The organism is Acidobacteriota bacterium, from assembly GCA_016700075.1.
In the GTDB taxonomy this organism is placed as follows: Bacteria; Acidobacteriota; Blastocatellia; order Pyrinomonadales; family Pyrinomonadaceae; genus OLB17.
The window spans coordinates 3174202-3193091 of the sequence record CP065000.1; the positions used below are offsets into that span (position 1 = coordinate 3174202).

Here is an 18890-nt window from a genome sequence, read left to right on the forward strand (position 1 = left end):
TGTTATTTCGCGATCTTCAGTTTTGGTGCCTCGTTGTCTTTTAGACGTTTCCAAACGATGGTAACGTGTCCGGCATCGTCGACATCGACCACTCGGAACGCGACGATCATATCGCGGCGTTTGTCGAATCCGAGTTCGTCATACTGCACGCCCTCTATCGTCCGCAGGAATTGGCCGCGATAGGCGATAGAACGCAATAGATAAACCGCGTTCTTCTTCACGGGCCAGCCCTTAGCATACCGAAAACCGTTCGCGTCATAGCCCTTGATCAGCTCTTCGTTAAAACGCATGAAATCATCGCTGTCGCGGACGGTCTTCATTTCAACCAAGTGCTTCGCGGTCGGCGAGGAAAGCGTTACGGTGTCCAACTCAACATCGCCGAGTTCCGTCATGATCACCTGTTGAAAGACGCCGCCGGTCATGAAAATGCCTTCAACGACGATGATATCCGCCAAACGAGGCAGGCGATAGGTCTCCGTGCGGAATGAGAACGCTGTTCCCGAACCGGGCATCTTGAAATTGACGCATTGCTCACTCGCAACGATGACGTCGGCGTCAGTGACGCACGATGATTCGCCGTTAAGCTTGACGATGCCGGTATTCTGGCCTCGAAGAAATGCGGCATATTTATTGAGATGGACTTCAGAGACAGTGAGAATGGCGGTCTCTTCCTTGCTCGGTTTTCGATAAATACCTTTGTTTGGATCGAGCAGCGGGTGGTCTTTCAAACTGTTGGGCTGGCCCATCATCTCGATCTTTCGAAGGCGGTCATAGTGCTCGTTGTCTGCCACCGTTGGCGGCAGGTTCGCTTGACGCGAACCGGGCCGTGGCGTCGGCGTCGGCGTCGGAAAGATCTGAGCCTGTGCAGCAACGGCGCTAGCTAAAACAAAAAGCGTCAGAAACAATGCCCTGTAACCCAACATCTGTATGCCTCCGAAGATTTTTCTTAGGATACCACCGAACTCGAGATCTGTGATGTTAAATTTGACCGCAGCAAACGCAAATTGATTCTTCGCGCCAAACAATTCAGAATTGAGACGAACGAAAATGAGCGATATCCCCGAAAAGGTCTTAGCATTATCAGGAGCGGTTCGTGATGTCGGTGGGCGTGCGATGCTTGTGGGCGGATGCGTGCGGGACGAGCTGATGGGCCTGCCGGCGAAGGACTGGGACCTTGAGGTTTATGGGATCGAGCCGGAACTACTGCGAACGATCGTTGCGGAATTCGGCGAAGTGAACGCGGTCGGCGAGGTGTTCGCGGTTTACAAGGTCGGCACCGATCTGGACGTATCGCTGCCGCGTCGTGAGCGAAAGACCGCACGCGGGCATCGCGGCTTCACAGTTGAAGGCGATCCCGACATGACCTTCGAAGAGGCATGTTCCCGCCGAGATTTTACGATAAACGCTATTCTTAAAGACCCGCTGACGGGTGAGATAGTCGATCCATTTGACGGCCAGGGCGACATCGATCGGCGCGTTTTGCGTATGGTCTCGCGTGATACGTTCGCCGAGGACAGTTTGCGCGTGCTGCGTGCGGCACAGTTCGCCGCGAGGTTTCGCTTCGAGGTTGATACGGAAACGGCCCAACTTTGCAAGACCATCGATGTGACCGACCTGCCGCGAGAGAGAATATGGGGCGAGCTTGAAAAGCTGCTGCTGCTTGCCAAAGAACCTTCGATCGGTTTGAAACTGCTTTATGACTGGGGCGTGATGCGGCAGCTTTTTCCCGAACTGCACGCTCTGGTCGGAGTGCCGCAGGAACCCGACTGGCATCCGGAAGGAGATGTCGATGTGCACACGCTGATGGTCGTTGACGAGGCTCGCTGCCTGATCGATGATCTGGACCATCCGAGGCAGGTAACGGTGATGCTTGGTGCAGTTTGCCACGATCTCGGAAAACCGCCGACGACGGAGTTCGTTGACGGCAGAATTCGGTCACGCGGCCACGACGAAGCCGGCGTCGAGCCGACGATCTCATTTTTGGACAAGCTCGGCATCTTTACGCTTGGCGGTTTCGACGTCCGCGAGCAGGTCATTCAGCTCGTGCGTTACCACCTTAAACCGGGCGAATATTTCAACGCCGAAAACCGCGGAAATCCGGTCGGCGACGGAGCATTCCGCCGCCTTGCACGCAAGGTCGAGCCGGACCTGCTTTATCGTGTGGCGAAGGCCGACAGCCTCGGCCGGTATCCTGACGGCGACCGCAGCAAAATGATATTCGGTTCCGAGGCTCAGGAATGGTTCATCGACAGGGCGCGTTCACTTGAGGTTGAAAAGAAAGCTCCCGAGCCGATATTGATGGGACGGCATTTGATAGAACTTGGGTTGTCGCCGGGGCCGGATTTCAAACGTATCCTGGATGCGGTTTACGAGATGCAGCTCGACGGAAAGATCGTGGATCTGGAAGGTGCGGTTGCCGAGGCTAAGGCTCTTGTGGGGTAAGGCCGACGTGCATTCCTCGCCAGATCGCTATCCACATCGCAACAACGCCAAAGACAAGCGTGAACATTCCATAGCCTGCAGTTCCCAAGAAAAATGACGGCTCGCCGATGCTAACCGCAAAAAGTAACGACGGAATAAGAAGTGCAACTGCCTGGACTACCGCGGAAAAAGCGAAAAGTTCAAAGTGATCCGCGCTGAATTTTCTGAAAGCGAGTGCAAGTGATATCGCCGCCACTACGAGCGGAATTATTACGCCTGCGAAAGGCAGGACACTCTCTGTCATCTTTACCTTTTCTGCCTGAATGATGAACGGCGTGAATGCTGCCGGGTCGTAAAGCCAGAACGGAACGACGAGAGCCGCAAAAACGACTGCCGAGATACCGCACAATATCAATGCCCTCTTGACGCCGCTGATCTGAGCGATGGCAGAAAAGATCAGCGGATAAAGGAAAAGAAAATTGGACCGCGACGCCATCGCGATTCCAAGAAACACTGCCCATGCTGCTGCCCTCCGCGTTGTCCCGTTCTTAACGGAAGTGATAACCATCCACATCGCGATCAGTACATATATCGTGTTTGCGAGATGATCAGAGCCGGTAAGTATGACCTGATAGACGGTTGGGCTAAATACAAGCAGGGTCAAAACGATGCCCAATGCCGGCACGTAGCTTCTGAGAGCCAGGCCCGCGGCCAGGAACAATGCGGTCAGCCAAAAGATATTTTGAAATTCGATAATGCCCGCGATGACCCACGGGATCGCAAGAAACATCGTGCCGGGAAAGGGCGAGAGCATTCCCCCAAGGTATGTCCGCTGATAGTAGGGAAATCGGCCCGCGAGTATCTCATTTGCACCGATGATCATCGCATCGTCGATGTCGCTGCCGGGACCGAAACGGCCTGAATTAGCCAACTGGTAACCGTAAGCCGCCGCAACAGATACCGTTACTATAATCAAAAGAAAAACGACGATGCTTTGGCGGTCATTCAGCCTCGGCAAGAACGCTCGCAGGGCAAATCGGTACGCAAGAAAAACCGCCGCTCCGCCGCCAGTCAGGTAGATGAACGTTCCGGCAAGCCCGCCGTATTTTGTGACAGTGTCGAGGGATGTGAGAAGCAAACAGGCGGCAGCCGCGATAAGTAGAAGCGAACTGCCGCCTGAATTACGGTCCATATTTCATCACAAGCCGAAGATCATTTGCCTTCGAGAAACGCCTTTAGCCGACGCGAACGCGAAGGGTGACGAAGTTTGCGAAGAGCTTTCGCCTCGATCTGGCGAATACGTTCGCGGGTGACTGCGAAATGCTGTCCCACTTCTTCAAGCGTGTGTTCTGAGCCGGTGTTTCCCAGGCCGAAGCGCATTTTGATGACCTTTTCCTCGCGGGGCGTCAGCGTTGCGAGCACCTCGTCGGTGATCTCTCGCAGATTGGTGAACGTGACGGATTCGGCTGGATTCAGGATAGAGCGATCCTCAATAAAATCACCGAGATGCGAATCTTCCTCTTCACCTATGGGCGTTTCGAGCGAAATCGGCTCTTGGGCGATCTTGAGAACTTTTCGCACCTTCGAGACCGGTATCTCCATGCGTTTTGCGATCTCTTCGCTGGACGGCTCGCGGCCGAGCTCCTGCACCAGCAGACGCGACGTGCGGATGAGCTTGTTGATGGTCTCGATCATGTGCACCGGAATGCGGATCGTACGCGCCTGATCGGCGATGGCACGCGTGATAGCCTGGCGGATCCACCACGTGGCGTAGGTCGAGAATTTGTAGCCGCGGCGCCATTCGAATTTATCGACGGCTTTCATCAGGCCGATGTTGCCCTCTTGAATCAGGTCGAGGAACTGCAGGCCGCGGTTCGTGTATTTCTTGGCAATCGAAACGACGAGACGCAAGTTGGCCTCGACAAGCTCGCGTTTGGCGATATTTGTCTCAGAAACACTGGTCACGATGGTCTGATATGACCGCTTGATGTCGTATGCCGGCAGCCGGTACTTCTCTTCTATGCCGGCCAGGATGGCCTTGTTCTCGCGAACCTTGGCGTTCAGTTCCTTTTTTACGTTCGCTGCCGGCTTCTTATCCAGTTTGGTCTTTGCTCTGGCGATCGCTTTTTCCGCTGCGACGATCTCGTCATTGATTTTCTTGATGGCGAGAATGAGTTTTTGACGCGAATTATCAGTAAGGTTCAGGCCCTTGATCTCGTTCTGAATGTTGACGCGAAGCCGGCCGACCTTGCGGCGAAGTGTCAGCAGGCGTTTGCCGCCCTTTTTTGCACCGAGCTTGGCTTGTTCGGCGATCAATGCGTTCCACGCCTTGTTCAATGCAGCAAAATCCTGGCGGATATTCTCAATTCCCTCGATGGTCCAGCGAAGGTATTCTTCTGCTTTGTCTTCTTCGAGGGAAATTTCCGCCTGTTCGGCGAACACGACCGTCTCGCGGATGCTCATTTTTCCTTGAGCAAGGTCGTCAGGAAATTCAAGCAGCCTTTCAATTGCGATGGGCGAACGGCCGATCGCTTTGTGAGTTTTTACCTGGCCGCGTTCGATACGTTTTGCGATCGACACCTCGCCTTCGCGATTCAGAAGGGGAACAACGCCCATTTCCCGAAGATAAAGGCGAACGGGATCGTTCGATTTGTCGAGGACGCCGGCCGAAAGGTCGAGATCCAGATCCTCTTCCTCGGCCTCCTCTTCTTCGTCCCCTCCGATGGTCAATTCTGCTGCTCTTTCTAACAGTTGGGCGTCGGTTTCGACGACACTGATATTTTCACTTTCCAGACGCTCGAGAACATCCTCAAGTTCGTCCGCGGAAAGCATATTCGCGGGCAGCTCGCGATGAAGTTCATCGAGACTGAGCCCCTTTTTCCTTCTGCCGAGTGTGATCACCCGGTCAATTAGATCTTGTCTTTCGTCGTAATCAGGCATATCCGATAGGCTTTTTTGATAAGTTCACGCCGCATAAACCGCTGGCGGCGAATGAGATATAACGTCATTCGCGGCAAAATGGTTTCATGTCGGTCGCGCCGAAATCAAACCGAGAATTATATCACAAAGATGCAGTGTGGTGGTGAAGCGAACGCCGCAATTTCTCCAGTTCGAATTTTTCTTCGATCAGCGTGGCGACAAGTGCCGTATCGCCGGTCTGCTCCGCAATTGCAGTTTGCCGCGTTATCTCCCAAATTCGGTTGTTTATCGCCATATCACGAAGTCCGCGGAGGCATTCCTCAGCCCGGCGAAGCACTGAGCCGGGATCGTCGCCGTTCGCGGCCGCGGCAAATATGCTTTTTATCCGTTCAACGTCCCGTTCGTTCCACTCCGCGATGCTCAATATTGAATCACAGGTAAGATCGCTCCCTGATTCATGCTGAGATATAAAGGCCTCAAAAATATGCGAATTCGCGAGCCTCTCGAAATCGCTCGGCTCAAGCTGAGGCAATATGACCTCGCGGGCGTTACTATCGGTTGCGAGAAACCGCAGCAGATCGCGTTCGACAATGGTCTCTTTCAGTCCTGAAGTGCGGACGACATGATCCTTTGCTGCAGGCGTCATTGCCTGGTTCCCGCGGTGAATGGTCGTCCACAATTCACGCCGCACGCCGGTATCTTCGATGCCAAAATGATCCATCGCCTGATCAAAGGTCGCGCTTCGGCGGACGGTATTTCGAATAGGCGTGATGACGGGCAAAATCTCTTCAACAGCTTCAGCCTTTTGTTTTGCGTCGTTGAGGTCGCGGCCCTTTGACACGGCATCGAGGCAAAAACGCAGGAACGGCAAAGCCTTGCCGCGAAGCTCTGAATAACGTTCGGGGCCGTGTTCGCGGACGTAATCATCGGGGTCTTTGCCGTCGGGCAGGACAAGGACCTTGATGTCGAAATTTTGCGGCAGCAGATGTTCGACCGCTCTGCGAGCGGCCTTGATGCCGGCGTCGTCGCCGTCGTAATTGATAACTACGCGTTCTGTGAATCGGTGGAGCAACTTCGCCTGCGAATCGGTAAAAGCCGTGCCGAGGCTCGCGGCGACATTTGTTACGCCGTGCTGAAACAGAGCGATCAGGTCGAGATAGCCTTCCACGAGAATGACGAAACGCTTCTTTCGGATAGCGTCCTTTGCCTGGAAAAGCCCGTAAAGGTGGTCGCCTTTTGTATATGCGGGAGTTTCGGGTGAATTAAGGTATTTCGGCTGATCCTCGGGCGTCAATCCTCTGGCTCCGAATGCCACAGGGCGGCCTTCGATATCAAGAACAGGGAACATTATACGTCCACGGAAACGGTCGTAAGTCCTCTCTTTCTCTTCATTTACGGAAACAAGACCGCTCTGTGCGATAAGCTTTTCGTCAGCACCGAAATCACGCAAAACCGACAACAGAGCATCCCACGAGTCGGGCGAGAAGCCTATGCGAAACTGCTTCTGAATGTCTTCGGGAATGCCCCGCTTTTCGAGATATTCGCGGGCAGCCTTCGCTTTGGCGCTTTTGCCGTGCAGTTCCTTTTCCCAGAATTCCAGTGCGACCTGATTGAGTTCGATGACCTGTTCGGCAAGCATCTTCTTCTCATCGCGTTTCTTTTTGTTGCGTTTGTAGGTCTCGTCATCGATCGGCTCGGGCAGCATGTATCCGCTGATGTCGGCGACCCGCTTTATCGCCTCAGGAAAAGAGATGTTCTCCATTTCCATCAGAAAATTGAATGCCGTGCCGCCTTTATCGCACCCAAAGCACTTATAAAAACCTTTTGCGGGATTGACCGAGAAAGACGGAGTCTTTTCCTGATGAAACGGACAGCAGGCCATCCAGTTCGCCCCTTTCTTTTTCAGATCCGGGACGTATTGCTGAACGATCCGCACCAGATCGGCACGGTTCTTCAGATCATCGATGACGTGCTGCGGGTAGAGCATTTCAATTCTTAAGCTCAGCAATTGTAGCGCCGTTTCCGCCCTCGCGGTCGGGTGCGGGACCGTATTTTTCGACGTGCGGGTGGCCGTTGAGAAAGTGACGGACGAAGTTCTTCAGAGCTCCGGTACCGTGGCCGTGGATGATGCGGATACGCCCCTGCGATGCCATGTAGGCTTCGTCGAGGAAACGGTCGAGTTCGTATTCTGCCTCGGCGGTTGTCATGCCGATGAGGTTGAGTTCAACGGCAACTTCAGGAGCATCGATGGGCCTTGAGATGCCTGAATTCCGCGGCCGGCCCTTGCCGACGTGCGGGCTACTGACAGGGGCCTTGCCGCCCGCTGACGCAGGCGGTTCTGACAGGCGTAGGTCGGCGAGTTTTTCGCGGAGACGCATCCCGCCGACGAGGACCTCGGCGACATCTTTATCCATCCGTTCGATGACGCCGATGTTTCCGAAGGAGGTGATGACATGCGAACCGACGGTAATAGTGTCTTGATCACCTTGAGCGTTCTCGTTCGAAGATGAGCCCTTACTTACGTGCGGGCTACGGACACTCGGGCCGCCGACAGCCTGACCACTGGCCTTGGCTATTACCGCTCTGTTCAACTCGGCTTTGCGGGCGAGACGGTCTTTATCGAGTTTGTTCCTAAGGGCCTTGTCTTCGATAGTTTTCAGGAACGCTCTTGATTGGCGGTCGAAATCTTCTACCGTCTGGGCAAGTGCGGCCTCGAATTCACGCTGACGCGTCTTTTCGCGTTTTGCGGCGTCCTTTTCGAGCGATGCGAACTTGTCGGCGACGACCTCGCGTTCTTCTTCGAGCGCGATGCGGAGGTCTTCGGCCTGACGCGTCTCTGTTTGCAGCCGGCGGAGGTAATTTTCCGCTTCCTGTGCCGCGGTGTCGAGATTCTCGCGTGCGGCGTCTATGACATTGTCCGCTATGCCGAACCGCCTCGCTATCTCCAAGCCTGACGAAGCTCCGGCGATGCCGATCATCAGTTTGTAGGTCGGCTTAAGCGTCTTTTCATCAAATTCGACCGACGCATTTATTACGCCGGGGTCGTTGGCGGCGTACATTTTCAGCCCGCGATAATGTGTCGAAGCGATGACTTGAGCTCCTTTCCGGCGAAAATGGTCAACTATTGCGACGCCGAGCGCAGAGCCTTCTTCAGGGTCGGTGCCGGTGCCGGCCTCGTCGAGCAGGACGAGCGAGGGCGGTTCACAATCACGAAGCATACCGGCGATGTTCGACATATGCGAGGAAAATGTAGAAAGATTCGCACTCAACGATTGATGGTCGCCGATGTCAGCGAGTATCGAACGGTAAAAGGGAACCTTCGCCGCCGAGGCAGGCACGGGCAGGCCGGAAATTGCCATCATGCTGAGAAGTCCGGCGGTCTTCAGAACGACGGTCTTTCCGCCGGCGTTCGCACCGGAGATTATCATGACCGAGCGGTCGGAAGATAATCCAATTGACGACGGGACAATTTCTTGCGGGAGAACCACCCCGTCATCAACGTCGGAAACCGACGTTGATGCCACCCCTCGTTCTGGCGTTACAGTCCCGCCAGTGCCTTCGGACGCGTAAGGAGGGGAGCCTGCACGAATGCCGTGCTCAAGCAGAGGATGGCGAGCGTCGATAAGTTCCAGTGTGCCGTCGTCGGAGATCTCAGGGACGACGGCTTTGAAACTTCGGGCAAATTCGAGCTTCGCCTTAACGGCGTCTAGTTCTGTTACGGCAATAACCGCCGCTTCGACCGCCGGCAGCAGCTCGCGGAGCTTTTCAGTGAGGCCGAAAAGGATTCCCGCCGTCTCGCGTTCTTCTTTGCCTTTCAGGTTCTGGAGCTCGTTGTTTGCCTCGATGGTCTCAAGCGGCTCGATATAAACGGTCGCACCGCTGGACGAAAAACCGTGTGCTACGCCACCGATCTTGCCGCGAAGATCGGTCTTTACGGGTATCACAAAGCGGTCATTGCGAACCGTTACGATCTCATCCTGGATCGCATTGCCAGCAGCACGCATCGCGGATTCGAGTGTCTTGGTCAGTCGAGCCCGCTGTGCATTTATCTCACGGCGGAGAAGGGCAAGTTCAGGCGAGGCATCGTCGTCCAATTCGCCGCCCGGAAGTATCTTGCGTCTGATCTCGTCAACGGCTGCGGATAGTTCGCGGGGAATTGCCTCGATGAAACTCCAAAGCGTAGGAGTATCGTCCAACTCGGGCTGTATCGCATGTTTGGCGAAAACGGCCTGTTCGCAGACGCGTGCGACATCCAGCAGCGACAGCGGATCAAGAGCGGCATCGCGTATACGAAGCAGAGCGATCTGTTGGGCTGGGTCCTCGATGCCGCTGAACGACCAGGACACCTGTTTTTCTTCGCTCAGTTTCTCTGCCTCACGGATCGCTAAGAGGGCGCTATCCAATTCAAATCTGCCCGCAAACGGCGTGAGCTCGCGGATCTTTGCGGCACCCATCGGCGTTTGTGCCTGACGGGCGACAAGGCCGAGCAGCCTTTCAAATTCTAATGTCGCAGCCGAGTAATTCATTCTATGAACTTCGCTCGTATCTCAGGTGTAGGCATCATGCAGGCATCCTTCCTCCCGAAAAGCTTGTAGCGGTGCTTTGCGAAGAGCTTATAAAAAGGATCACGTAGGGCCGCCGGCACAATGCCGAAAACACCACAGACGGACCACACGCCCCCGAGAGCTTTTGCCATTCTGATCGCGGCTTCCGAATGGGTATAGGCCTTGTCGTCCTCGATCAAGATCACAGAATCAACATCGTCGCTGATATTGAATCGCTCTTTCAATGCTTGCCCGGCGGGCGACTGCAGCGGTGCGAATCGAAATTTGTCGTCACGATCGCGGGCGATCAGGAAATTGACGGAGCTATTGCAGAAGTTACAAACGCCGTCGAAAAGCACTATTCGCTGCATCGCTTAGATGATAACGCAGACGGCGGATGTAAAGCCAAGAATGTAAGGATTTGTAAATGCATTTATCTCGGTTTTGACCGCTGAAACTTTTGTAATATGCTCTGCGTATCACGGCAAATTGAGATTGACTCTATTTACAAGTACAGAATTATGAGAACAAAGCTGATCTTGGTTTTGTGTGCGGTGTTTTGTATTGCGTTCAGTTCATCGGCCTACGGCCAGAGCTACGCGATAACGAACGCCCGCATTGTTACGGTCTCGGGGGCGACGATCGAAAAGGGAACCATCGTCGTACGCGAGGGCCTGATCTTCGCGGTTGGTGCCAATGTTGCTGTTCCGGCTGATGCGATCGTGTTCGACGGCAACGGAATGACGGTCTATCCGGGCTTCATTGACGCGGTTTCCAACCTTGGGATGCCCGCTGCTCCTCAGCGTCCCGCGGGGCCCGGCGGCGGTGCTGCAGCAGCAGCTGCTGCAGCTGCGGCAGCACAGCAGGCGCCTGCGTCAAATTCGAATTACCCCGCAGGCCTGCGGCCTGAGGACATGGCGGCAGATGATCTGCGTGCGGGCGATGCTCAATTCGAGGCTGCACGTGCGGCCGGCTTTACGTCAGCCTTGGTGACGGGCCGTTCGGGGATCTTCAACGGCCAGTCCGCCGTGATAAATCTCGCCGGCGACAACGTCTCGGGTATGATCGTACGGTCACCGTACGCTCATCACATTTCGTATGCGACCATTCCCGGCAGCTATCCCGGCTCGCTGATGGGCACGTTCTCGGCATTGCGTCAGATGTTCCTCGACGCACAGCGTCAGATGGAGATCGAAAAGATGTACGAGGCGAATCCGGCGGGGATGCGTCGGCCAACAGCTGACCGATCGCTTTCGGCTCTATACCCCGCTCTAAATCGACAGATGCCCGTTGTTTTTAATGCGGTAACGGAACGTGAGATCGTGCGGGCTTTGGATTTTATAAAGGAGTTCAACCTGCGCGGTATCATCGCCGGCGGGCATGAGGCCGGCTCCGTCGTAGACAGGCTGAAAGCCCAAAACGTGCCGGTCATCTTTTCGCTGAACCTGCCCCGCCGAACCACTTCGGCCGCGGCGGACGCTGATCCGGAAACATTAATGACACTTCGGATGCGTGCCGCTGTGCCGAAAGCTCCGGCGGAGATGAATAATGCCGGCATCAAATTCGCTTTTCAGTCGGGCGGTCTGCAGAATCTGACGGACTTTTTCGCTAACGCCGCAAAGACGACCGAAAACGGGCTCAGCAAAGACGCCGCGATCAGGGCCATGACGCTGGGCGCCGCGGAGATCTTAGGTGTTGAAAAACAGCTCGGTTCTATCGACGTCGGCAAGATCGCAAATCTTGTTGTCGTAAAAGGCGATGTGTTCGCACGTGACCGTTTCGTCTCGCGTGTCGTAATAGACGGCAAGGTGTTCGAGTTCAAGGAACAGCCGCGTCCGCCGCAGGGCGGTCCTAGAGGTCCCGGCGGACCGGGAGGAAATCCGGGCGGGAATCCCGGCGGCGGTGCCGGCGGGCCGAGCGTTGCGGGTACCTACAACATCACTATTAACATTCCCGGCCAGCCGCTGCCTGCGACGCTGACCATCACTCAGCAAGGGAATTCAGTGTCAGGATCAATGACATCGCAATTGGGGACGACCGCAATGACGGGTACCATGTCGGCGGCCGGTTTTTCGATGTCGGGAGGCATTGAATTCGGCGGTGCGTCGATAACCATTGTGATGCAGGGCTCCGTCGCCGGATCGCAGATCAGCGGCAATATCGATTCGCCGCAGGGGCAGATCCCTTTTTCGGGTACGAGAAATCCGTAAATCAGTAAGTTCAACGTTATGAAGAAGATAACAGCTTTTCTTGTTCTAAATATCCTGCTGCTCGGCAGCCTCGGCGGAAGCGTTTCCGCGCAGGCGGCTGGCGGCAGCGTCTTGATAAAGAATGCCACCGTAATGACCGCTATACGCGGCACTCTTGAGGGAACGGACATACTTGTCCAGAACGGCAAGATAACCCGGATCGGCAAGAATTTGTCGGCTCCGGCAGGTGTGCGAACCATCGACGCTACTGGGAAATTCGTGACGCCGGGCATCATCGACTGCCATTCGCATACGATGATGGACGCCGTTAACGAGGGCTCGTTTTCAGTGACCTCGATGACGCGCATTCGCGACGTTCTGAATCCGAAGGATATCGCCATTTATCGCGGCCTGGCAGGCGGCGTGACTGCGGCGAATCTGCTGCACGGTTCTGCGAATTCCATCGGCGGGCAAAACTCCAGCGTCAAGTTGAAATGGGGCAAGCCCGTCGAAGATTTCCTAATTCCGGACGCACCGCCCGGCATCAAGTTCGCGATGGGCGAGAACGTCAAGCGGTCGAATTTTCAGCCTCAAGGCGGCCAACAGCAGCGTTATCCCCGGACGAGAATGGGCGTTGTGGCAGTGATGCGTGACGCGTTCCTGCGTGCGAAAGATTACAAGCAAAGCTGGGACGATTTTCGTGCGAAAAAGACAAAGGTCCCGCCGCGACGCGATCTGGAGCTTGAACCGCTTGTCGAGATACTCGAGGGCAAACGCATCGTCCATGCCCATGGCTATCGTTCAGACGAACACCTTAATCTGCTGCGTATCGCAGATGAGTTCGGCTTCAAGATCGGAACTCTGCAGCACGGGCTCGAGGGCTACAAGATCGCTCCCGAGATCGCAAAACACGGTGCAGGCGTTTCAATATTCACGGACAGCTGGAGCTACAAACTCGAGGCGTATGACAACACTCCGTATAACGCTTACATCATGTGGAAAGCCGGCGTGAACGTTTCGATCAACTCCGATTCGAACGAGCGTATGCGCCGCTTAAATCTGGACGCTGCAAAAGTAATGAAATACGGCGGAGTTCCCGAGGAAGAAGCTCTGAAAATGATCACGCTGAATCCCGCGATCCAGATGGGAATCGGAAAGCGGACCGGCTCGATCGAGGTCGGCAAGGACGGCGACCTCGTGATCTGGAACATGCATCCATTCAGCCCATATTCGCGAGTTGAGATGACGCTGATCGAAGGCGATGTTTATTTTGACCGTGCGAGCGATATCGCACGGCGTGCCGAGCTTGCACGAGAGCGTGAGGCCCTTGAAAGACTTGACCAGAATCGTCCTGCAGGAGCAGGAGCTGCCGCACCGCGACCGCCGAGCCAGTTTGAACGCGACCATCTTGATGACGCAGATCATATCGACGGAGGTACGCGGTAATGAGGTCAAAAGGTAAGATGCAAAAGGCAAAATTCACTATATTATTGGCCTCGTCGATTATTGCAGGCTCGTTCGCGGCGAATGCGCAGAGCGACGGCTCTGAACAGAACAAGACCGGCACTCCCGGAACATTTGCTGTCGTCGGGGCAAGGATCGTTACCGTAACAGGTGCTGTGATCGAGAACGGAACGATACTCATCCGCGACGGAAAGATCGCCGCTATCGGAACCAATGTCTCGGTGCCCTCAGGTGCCGAACGCATCGACGGAAAAGGGCTGAGCGTTTATCCGGGAATGATCGATGCTGCAACGAACATGGGGCTGACCGAGATCGGGCAGGGAGCAAATGCGACCGTAGATATTTCTGAGGTTGGCACGATGAATGCGAATGCTCGTGCGATCAAGGGCATCAATCCGCACACTTCGCATATCAATGTGACCCGCGTGAACGGCATCACGACCGTGCTTTCTCACCCGACGGGCGGGTTGATCTCGGGACAGTCTGCGATCATTAATCTTAATGGTTCGACGCAGGACGAGATGGCGGTGGTCGCCGATAACGCCCTCGTAATCAATTTCCCGCGTGTGGCAACGGGCGGCGGTTTTGGCGGATTCGCCTTTGCACAGCAGGCCGCAGCCCCGGATGTCAACGCAGCGGTTCGCCGACGTGATGAGCAGATCGAGGAACTCAAAAAGATGTTTCGCGACGCCGAAGCTTATCTTAAAGCACGCGAGGCAAGGCAGAAGGACCCGAGCCTGCCGCTGGTCGGCATAGACCTCAAGATGGAAGCGATGGCACCATACGTCCGCGGTCAGCGTCCGGTTCTGCTGCCCGTACAGCGTGAACGCGACATTCGGGCGGCCGTAAAGTTTGCCGAAGATATGAAGCTGAAATCCATCATCGTCGGCGGGCAGGACGCGTGGAAAGTGGCGGATGATCTGAAAAAGAACAACATCGCCGTCATTTATACGAATATCTACAGCCTGCCGGTGCAGATGGACGACCCTTACGATTACCTTTTCGAGGTGCCGTCGAAACTGAAGCAGGCCGGTGTGAAGTTCGCTATTTCGACCGGAAATGACGGTTCGGAAGCACGAGATCTGCCTTATCATGCAGGCCTCGCGGGTGCTTACGGACTCTCGAAAGAAGAGGCACTCAAATCCGTGACTATCTATCCTGCCGAAATACTCGGTATTGCAGACCGCATGGGCTCGCTTGAGGTCGGAAAGGTCGCGAACGTCGTAGTTACGGACGGCGATCTGCTCGATCCGCGAACGAACGTGAAATACCTGTTCATCAACGGCCGCAAGCTGCCGCTAACGTCGCGGCATACGCAATTGTTCGATTCCTTCAAGGATCGGAAATAGTTGGCCCAGCCACAGAGCACACAGAGAGCACAGAGAGATCAATTGGTTTTCTCTGTGCTCTCGGTGGTTAATTCTTAAGTCTTGGTTCTTCGCCGTATTCGTAAAATTCCAGCGAAGCGGAATTCAGGCAATAGCGTTGACCTGTCGGCGGCGGGCCGTCGGGGAAAACGTGGCCCTGGTGTCCGTCACAGCGGGAGCATCGTATCTCGATCCTACGCATTCCGTAACTGTTGTCTTCGATATATTTGAGATGCTCCTTGTCAAAAGGGCGGTAGAACGAAGGCCAACCGGTGCCTGAATTGAATTTGTGCTCGGACGAGAACATCGGCAGGCCACACAGACGGCAGGCGTAAACGCCGTCGAGTTTGTTATCGAGCAGAGTTCCGCAAAACGCAGGTTCGGTGCCGTGGTTCAGCAGAATTCGATATTCTTCTTCGTTCAGTTCTTTCGCGAGCCGTTCGACGGCTTCTGCGTCAAGCGGCGTTATATCGTAGCCGGATTCCGATATACTCATAAGTAAAATTTCGCCGCTTACGCAGGCGGTTCTGACCCAAAAACCTTCTTCTCCAATTTTCGCAGTCGTTGGGCAAACTCGCCCAAACGGCGAAATGCCGCGGTCGAGCGAAGCCAGTCCTTGTTGTCAAAAGCCGGAATTCCCGAGATGACCTTTCCCGGCTCGACGTCGTGCGAAACGGCCGATTTTGCGGTCATGATCACATCGTCGCCGACCTTCAGATGTCCCGCGATCCCGACCTGTCCGGTCAAAAGCACGCGTTTTCCTATATGTGACGAACCGGCGAGCCCTGTTTGGGCACATATCAGAGAATCCTCTTCGATGGTGCAGGAATGGCCGATCTGGACAAGGTTATCTATCTTAGTGCCGCGCTTGATGCGGGTTTCGCCGACCGATGCACAGTCGATCGCAGTATTTGCACCGATCTCAACGTCATCTTCGAGCACAACACGTCCCGTTTGGGGAATTTTCAGCCATTTCTTGTCCTCAGTTTTGGCATAGCCAAAGCCGTCCGAGCCTATAGTAGAGTTGTTATGGATGACGCAGCGTGCACCAATTTCGCAGTTCTCTCGTATTGAAACGCCGCTATGGATCGTTGTATTCGGGCCTATTGAAACACCTTCGTAAAGGGTAACATTCGGCATTATTCTGACGTTTTCAGCGACCCGGCAATTGGGGCCGACAACGACGTTGGCGTGAATCTCTACGCATTCATTAACACAAGCAGCCTCATCAATTACAGCAGTAGAATGAATAAAATACTTTAACTCTGGATCAGGGAAAAATGCACGCATTGCGAGGGTATAGGCCACATAGGCATCCTTCGCTCTCAGAATTGCGATATCGTCGCGGCCGATCTCGACGCCTTCGTTCAGGAAGATAGCGGATGCGTTTGTTTCGGCGACCTGCGGCGTGTATTTCGGATTAGCGAGGAACGTGATCTCGCCATCCTTTGCGAGATCGAGCCCGGCAGTCGAATTGATTTCCAGATCAGCATCGCCGCTTTCCACGGTCGAGCCAGTTATCTCAGCTAATTCGGCTAGTTTCATCTATGTTTGCATTTTACAGGAGTTGGCTACGAATGCACGAATAAAGAATGGTCTCCCACGAAATACGCGAAACACACGTAGAAGGAACTTTGGCAAATATGCGGCCGCATCGTAGAGGTTTCTCTAAGCCTTGGGAGCCATATATCTACATCAAATTCATTGGATCGATCTCGACAAAGATCGTCCGCATGTCGCATCCGCGGTGCTCGGCGTAGGCAAGTGCGGTTTCCAGGGTTTCACGCAGGCGTTTGCGGTTTGGTGATTTCAGGATAATTTGAAAGCGGAACTCACTTTTCAGCCGAGCGATCGAGGCCTGTGCCGGGCCGAGTATTCGCGAAGCCTTTTCGCGATTGGCGTTGTCCAATGAGCTTCGCAGGAGATTTGCGTTCTTGACGGCGTAGCCGGCGTTGCGATGTTTTATCAGTATCGAGGCGAGAACGTAGAAAGGTGGATAGCCGAACCTTTCGCGATATTTTATCTCTTCATTGTAAAATCCCTCGTAATCCTGCTCGCTTGCATGCCGCAATGCGTAATGTTCAGGGTAGTAAGTTTGGATCAGCACGCGGCCCGGCTTTTCGCCGCGGCCGGCACGGCCGGCGACCTGCGTAATGAGCTGGAACGTTCGCTCCGCCGATCGCAGATCTGGAAGGCCCAATCCGATATCAACCGAAACGACGCCGACCAGCGTTACGTTCGGGAAATCGTGGCCTTTCGCGATCATTTGCGTGCCGACGAGCATATCAAGGCTGCCCGCAGCAAAGCTCAGCAGCGTTTCGTCGATCTCGCCTTTGTGGGCCATCGTGTCGCGGTCAACTCGTGCGATGCGAAGAGAAGGGAATTTTGCTGCGAGTTGGTCTGTGATGTTTTCAGTTCCTTCACCGACGAAATACAGGTATTCACTCTCGCAATGCGGGCATACTTCAGGAACCTTCTCTTTGTAGCTGCAGTAATGGCAGAGCAGCTTGCGGTCGCGGCGGTGAAATGTGAGCGTAATGTCGCAGTTGCGGCATTTGAGTGATTCGCCGCACATTCGGCAGAGTACGAACTGGGAAAAACCGCGTCGATTTAGCAGAATTATTGATTGCTCGCCGCGTTCGTGCGTTTCGCGGATCGCATCAAGAAGTTCGGGCGACAGTGCGACATCCTTGCCGAAACGCCTGAAAACATCGCGCATATCGATAAGTTCTGCCTTTGCTAGGCCGCGGCCGCCGAAGCGTTCCGGCAGATGTAGATAGGTATATTTGCCCTTTTTTGCGTTGAAAAAGGTCTCCATGGAAGGCGTCGCAGAGCCCAGTATCACGGCCGCTCCTGCTTTGTGGGCACGCATTACCGCGACGTCGCGGGCGCTATAAAACGGCGATTCGTGCTGGCGATATGACGGATCATGTTCCTCGTCAACGACTATCAGGCCGATATCTTCCAGCGGGGCGAACACGGCGGACCTTGTCCCGATAACAACACGTGCGTCTCCGCTGCGAATACGACGCCATTCATCGAAACGCTCACCGGCGGACAGATTGGAGTGCAGTATCGCGACATCGCTGCCGAATGTCGATCGAAGCCGTCTGGAAAACACGGGTGTGAGCGAAATTTCCGGGACGAGCATCAACGCGGTGCGGCCCATAGAAAGGGCGTGTTTCATCGCACGAATATAGACCTCGGTCTTGCCGCTGCCCGTGACTCCGTGAAGAAGAAACGCTTTAAAAGCAACTTTAGGGGTTATGTTGGAAAGTATTGAATCTAAATGTATTTGCTGTTCAGCCGTTAAAGTAATTTCTTGATATTTCTTTTCATCTTCGCTTTTTAGAGGATCACGACGGACGTCCTCCACATAAAGCTCGACATATCCGCGTTTCGCCAGTGTATTTACAGCCGAAGCTCCGCCGCCTACTGAATCTATCAATTCGGCGAAGAGTGCCTCTCCGCCGACACCTCTTAGGGCCTCTAGGATAGCTGTTTGCTGTTCGGTGAGTGGTTTAACGTCTATTGAGGTGTCGCGTTCCAGCAATCGGACGGCCTTGCGGCGTTTTGGACGCACTTTTCCGGTATTCAGGCCTGCCGGGAGCGATGCTTTCAGCATTTCGCCCCAAAATGACGCATAGTAATCAGCTGCCCATTTGGTCAGTTCCAGTATCTCGGATGTTATCAGCGGCTTTTCGTCGAGAATGTCTATAATTTCGCGGATCTTTGATTCCTCGACGTCTGAATCTGCAGGAAGCACATCTTGCAATTCCACGGCATATGCCGTTAATGTCCGGCGGCCGAAAGGGACCGTCATTCGCGTTCCGACCGCCAGATCTGCCTTAAGTGCCGCCGGAACGCGATAAGTGAACGTTTGCCGCAGCGGCAGCGGCAATGCGGCCTCGACGTAGGTGTTCTCGGCGATCCTTTTTTGTTGTCTGACAGGCATTTCGAAGGCGGCTGACGACATCATACAATAT

13 protein-coding genes are annotated in these 18890 nt (G+C 54.6%); 4 read left to right on the top strand and 9 right to left on the bottom strand.

Features of this window, described 5'->3' with window-relative positions; translation table 11 throughout:
• Positions 1 to 2 precede the first annotated feature (2 nt).
• Positions 3 to 923: a hypothetical protein gene (locus tag IPM50_14440; GenBank protein QQS32831.1), complete on the bottom strand. Its 921-nt coding sequence runs from the start codon at positions 921 to 923 to the stop codon at positions 3 to 5.
• Positions 924 to 1047: 124 nt separating this feature from the next.
• Between IPM50_14440 and IPM50_14445 the strand changes: the two genes are divergently transcribed.
• Complete coding sequence (locus IPM50_14445) at positions 1048 to 2442, top strand: HD domain-containing protein (GenBank protein ID QQS32832.1); 1395 nt, start codon at positions 1048 to 1050, stop codon at positions 2440 to 2442.
• Here the strand turns inward: IPM50_14445 and IPM50_14450 are convergent.
• The 5 genes from IPM50_14450 to IPM50_14470 form a co-directional block, all read right to left on the bottom strand.
• Complete coding sequence (locus IPM50_14450) at positions 2423 to 3613, bottom strand: hypothetical protein (protein QQS32833.1); 1191 nt, start codon at positions 3611 to 3613, stop codon at positions 2423 to 2425. The two genes, IPM50_14445 and IPM50_14450, sit on opposite strands and share 20 nt — an antisense overlap.
• Positions 3614 to 3633: 20 nt before the next feature.
• Positions 3634 to 5361 carry an RNA polymerase sigma factor RpoD gene (gene rpoD / locus IPM50_14455; GenBank protein ID QQS32834.1) on the bottom strand — a complete coding sequence of 576 codons (1728 nt, stop codon included), beginning with the start codon at positions 5359 to 5361 and terminating at the stop codon, positions 3634 to 3636.
• Between the two features lie 121 nt (positions 5362 to 5482).
• Positions 5483 to 7327 carry a DNA primase gene (locus tag IPM50_14460; protein QQS32835.1) on the bottom strand — a complete coding sequence of 615 codons (1845 nt, stop codon included), beginning with the start codon at positions 7325 to 7327 and terminating at the stop codon, positions 5483 to 5485.
• 1 nt (position 7328) lies between these two features.
• Complete coding sequence (locus IPM50_14465; GenBank protein QQS32836.1) at positions 7329 to 9866, bottom strand: Smr/MutS family protein; 2538 nt, start codon at positions 9864 to 9866, stop codon at positions 7329 to 7331.
• A complete protein-coding gene (locus IPM50_14470) occupies positions 9863 to 10255 on the bottom strand; it encodes a thiol-disulfide oxidoreductase DCC family protein (protein QQS32837.1) in 393 nt (130 codons plus the stop codon). Before IPM50_14470 ends, IPM50_14465 begins: the two co-directional genes overlap by 4 nt.
• 150 nt (positions 10256 to 10405) lie before the next feature.
• On the opposite strand from IPM50_14470, the gene IPM50_14475 reads away from it, so the two are divergent.
• The 3 genes from IPM50_14475 to IPM50_14485 are packed head-to-tail and all read left to right on the top strand — an operon-like array spanning position 10406 to position 14886.
• Complete coding sequence (locus IPM50_14475) at positions 10406 to 12094, top strand: amidohydrolase family protein (protein QQS32838.1); 1689 nt, start codon at positions 10406 to 10408, stop codon at positions 12092 to 12094.
• Positions 12095 to 12112: 18 nt separating this feature from the next.
• Positions 12113 to 13519 (top strand): amidohydrolase family protein, encoded by a 1407-nt coding sequence (locus tag IPM50_14480; protein ID QQS32839.1) that lies wholly within the window; start codon positions 12113 to 12115, stop codon positions 13517 to 13519.
• The gene (locus IPM50_14485) at positions 13519 to 14886 is read left to right on the top strand and encodes an amidohydrolase family protein (GenBank protein QQS32840.1); all 1368 of its coding nucleotides are present in this window, start codon (positions 13519 to 13521) and stop codon (positions 14884 to 14886) included. Before IPM50_14480 ends, IPM50_14485 begins: the two co-directional genes overlap by 1 nt.
• A gap of 67 nt (positions 14887 to 14953) precedes the next feature.
• Here IPM50_14485 and msrB read toward each other — a convergent pair whose 3' ends face one another.
• The 3 genes from msrB to priA all read right to left on the bottom strand — a co-directional run bounded on the left by msrB (position 14954) and on the right by priA (position 18883).
• Positions 14954 to 15400, bottom strand: a complete 447-nt coding sequence (gene msrB, locus IPM50_14490) for a peptide-methionine (R)-S-oxide reductase MsrB (GenBank protein QQS32841.1) — start codon at positions 15398 to 15400, stop codon at positions 14954 to 14956.
• A 17-nt stretch (positions 15401 to 15417) separates the two neighbouring features.
• Complete coding sequence (gene lpxD / locus IPM50_14495) at positions 15418 to 16449, bottom strand: UDP-3-O-(3-hydroxymyristoyl)glucosamine N-acyltransferase (GenBank protein ID QQS32842.1); 1032 nt, start codon at positions 16447 to 16449, stop codon at positions 15418 to 15420.
• 145 nt (positions 16450 to 16594) lie between these two features.
• Entirely contained in the window at positions 16595 to 18883 is a 2289-nt protein-coding gene (priA, locus tag IPM50_14500) for a primosomal protein N' (protein QQS32843.1), read from the bottom strand.
• Between the last annotated feature and the right edge of the window lie 7 nt (positions 18884 to 18890).

Coding starts and splice junctions, on each gene's coding strand:
- IPM50_14440 (QQS32831.1), bottom strand. CDS start 923: ATGTTGGGTTACAGGGCATTGTTTCTGACGCTTTTTGTTTTAGCTAGC.
- IPM50_14445 (QQS32832.1), top strand. CDS start 1,048: ATGAGCGATATCCCCGAAAAGGTCTTAGCATTATCAGGAGCGGTTCGT.
- IPM50_14450 (QQS32833.1), bottom strand. CDS start 3,613: ATGGACCGTAATTCAGGCGGCAGTTCGCTTCTACTTATCGCGGCTGCC.
- rpoD (QQS32834.1), bottom strand. CDS start 5,361: ATGCCTGATTACGACGAAAGACAAGATCTAATTGACCGGGTGATCACA.
- IPM50_14460 (QQS32835.1), bottom strand. CDS start 7,327: ATGCTCTACCCGCAGCACGTCATCGATGATCTGAAGAACCGTGCCGAT.
- IPM50_14465 (QQS32836.1), bottom strand. CDS start 9,866: ATGAATTACTCGGCTGCGACATTAGAATTTGAAAGGCTGCTCGGCCTT.
- IPM50_14470 (QQS32837.1), bottom strand. CDS start 10,255: ATGCAGCGAATAGTGCTTTTCGACGGCGTTTGTAACTTCTGCAATAGC.
- IPM50_14475 (QQS32838.1), top strand. CDS start 10,406: ATGAGAACAAAGCTGATCTTGGTTTTGTGTGCGGTGTTTTGTATTGCG.
- IPM50_14480 (QQS32839.1), top strand. CDS start 12,113: ATGAAGAAGATAACAGCTTTTCTTGTTCTAAATATCCTGCTGCTCGGC.
- IPM50_14485 (QQS32840.1), top strand. CDS start 13,519: ATGAGGTCAAAAGGTAAGATGCAAAAGGCAAAATTCACTATATTATTG.
- msrB (QQS32841.1), bottom strand. CDS start 15,400: ATGAGTATATCGGAATCCGGCTACGATATAACGCCGCTTGACGCAGAA.
- lpxD (QQS32842.1), bottom strand. CDS start 16,449: ATGAAACTAGCCGAATTAGCTGAGATAACTGGCTCGACCGTGGAAAGC.
- priA (QQS32843.1), bottom strand. CDS start 18,883: ATGATGTCGTCAGCCGCCTTCGAAATGCCTGTCAGACAACAAAAAAGG.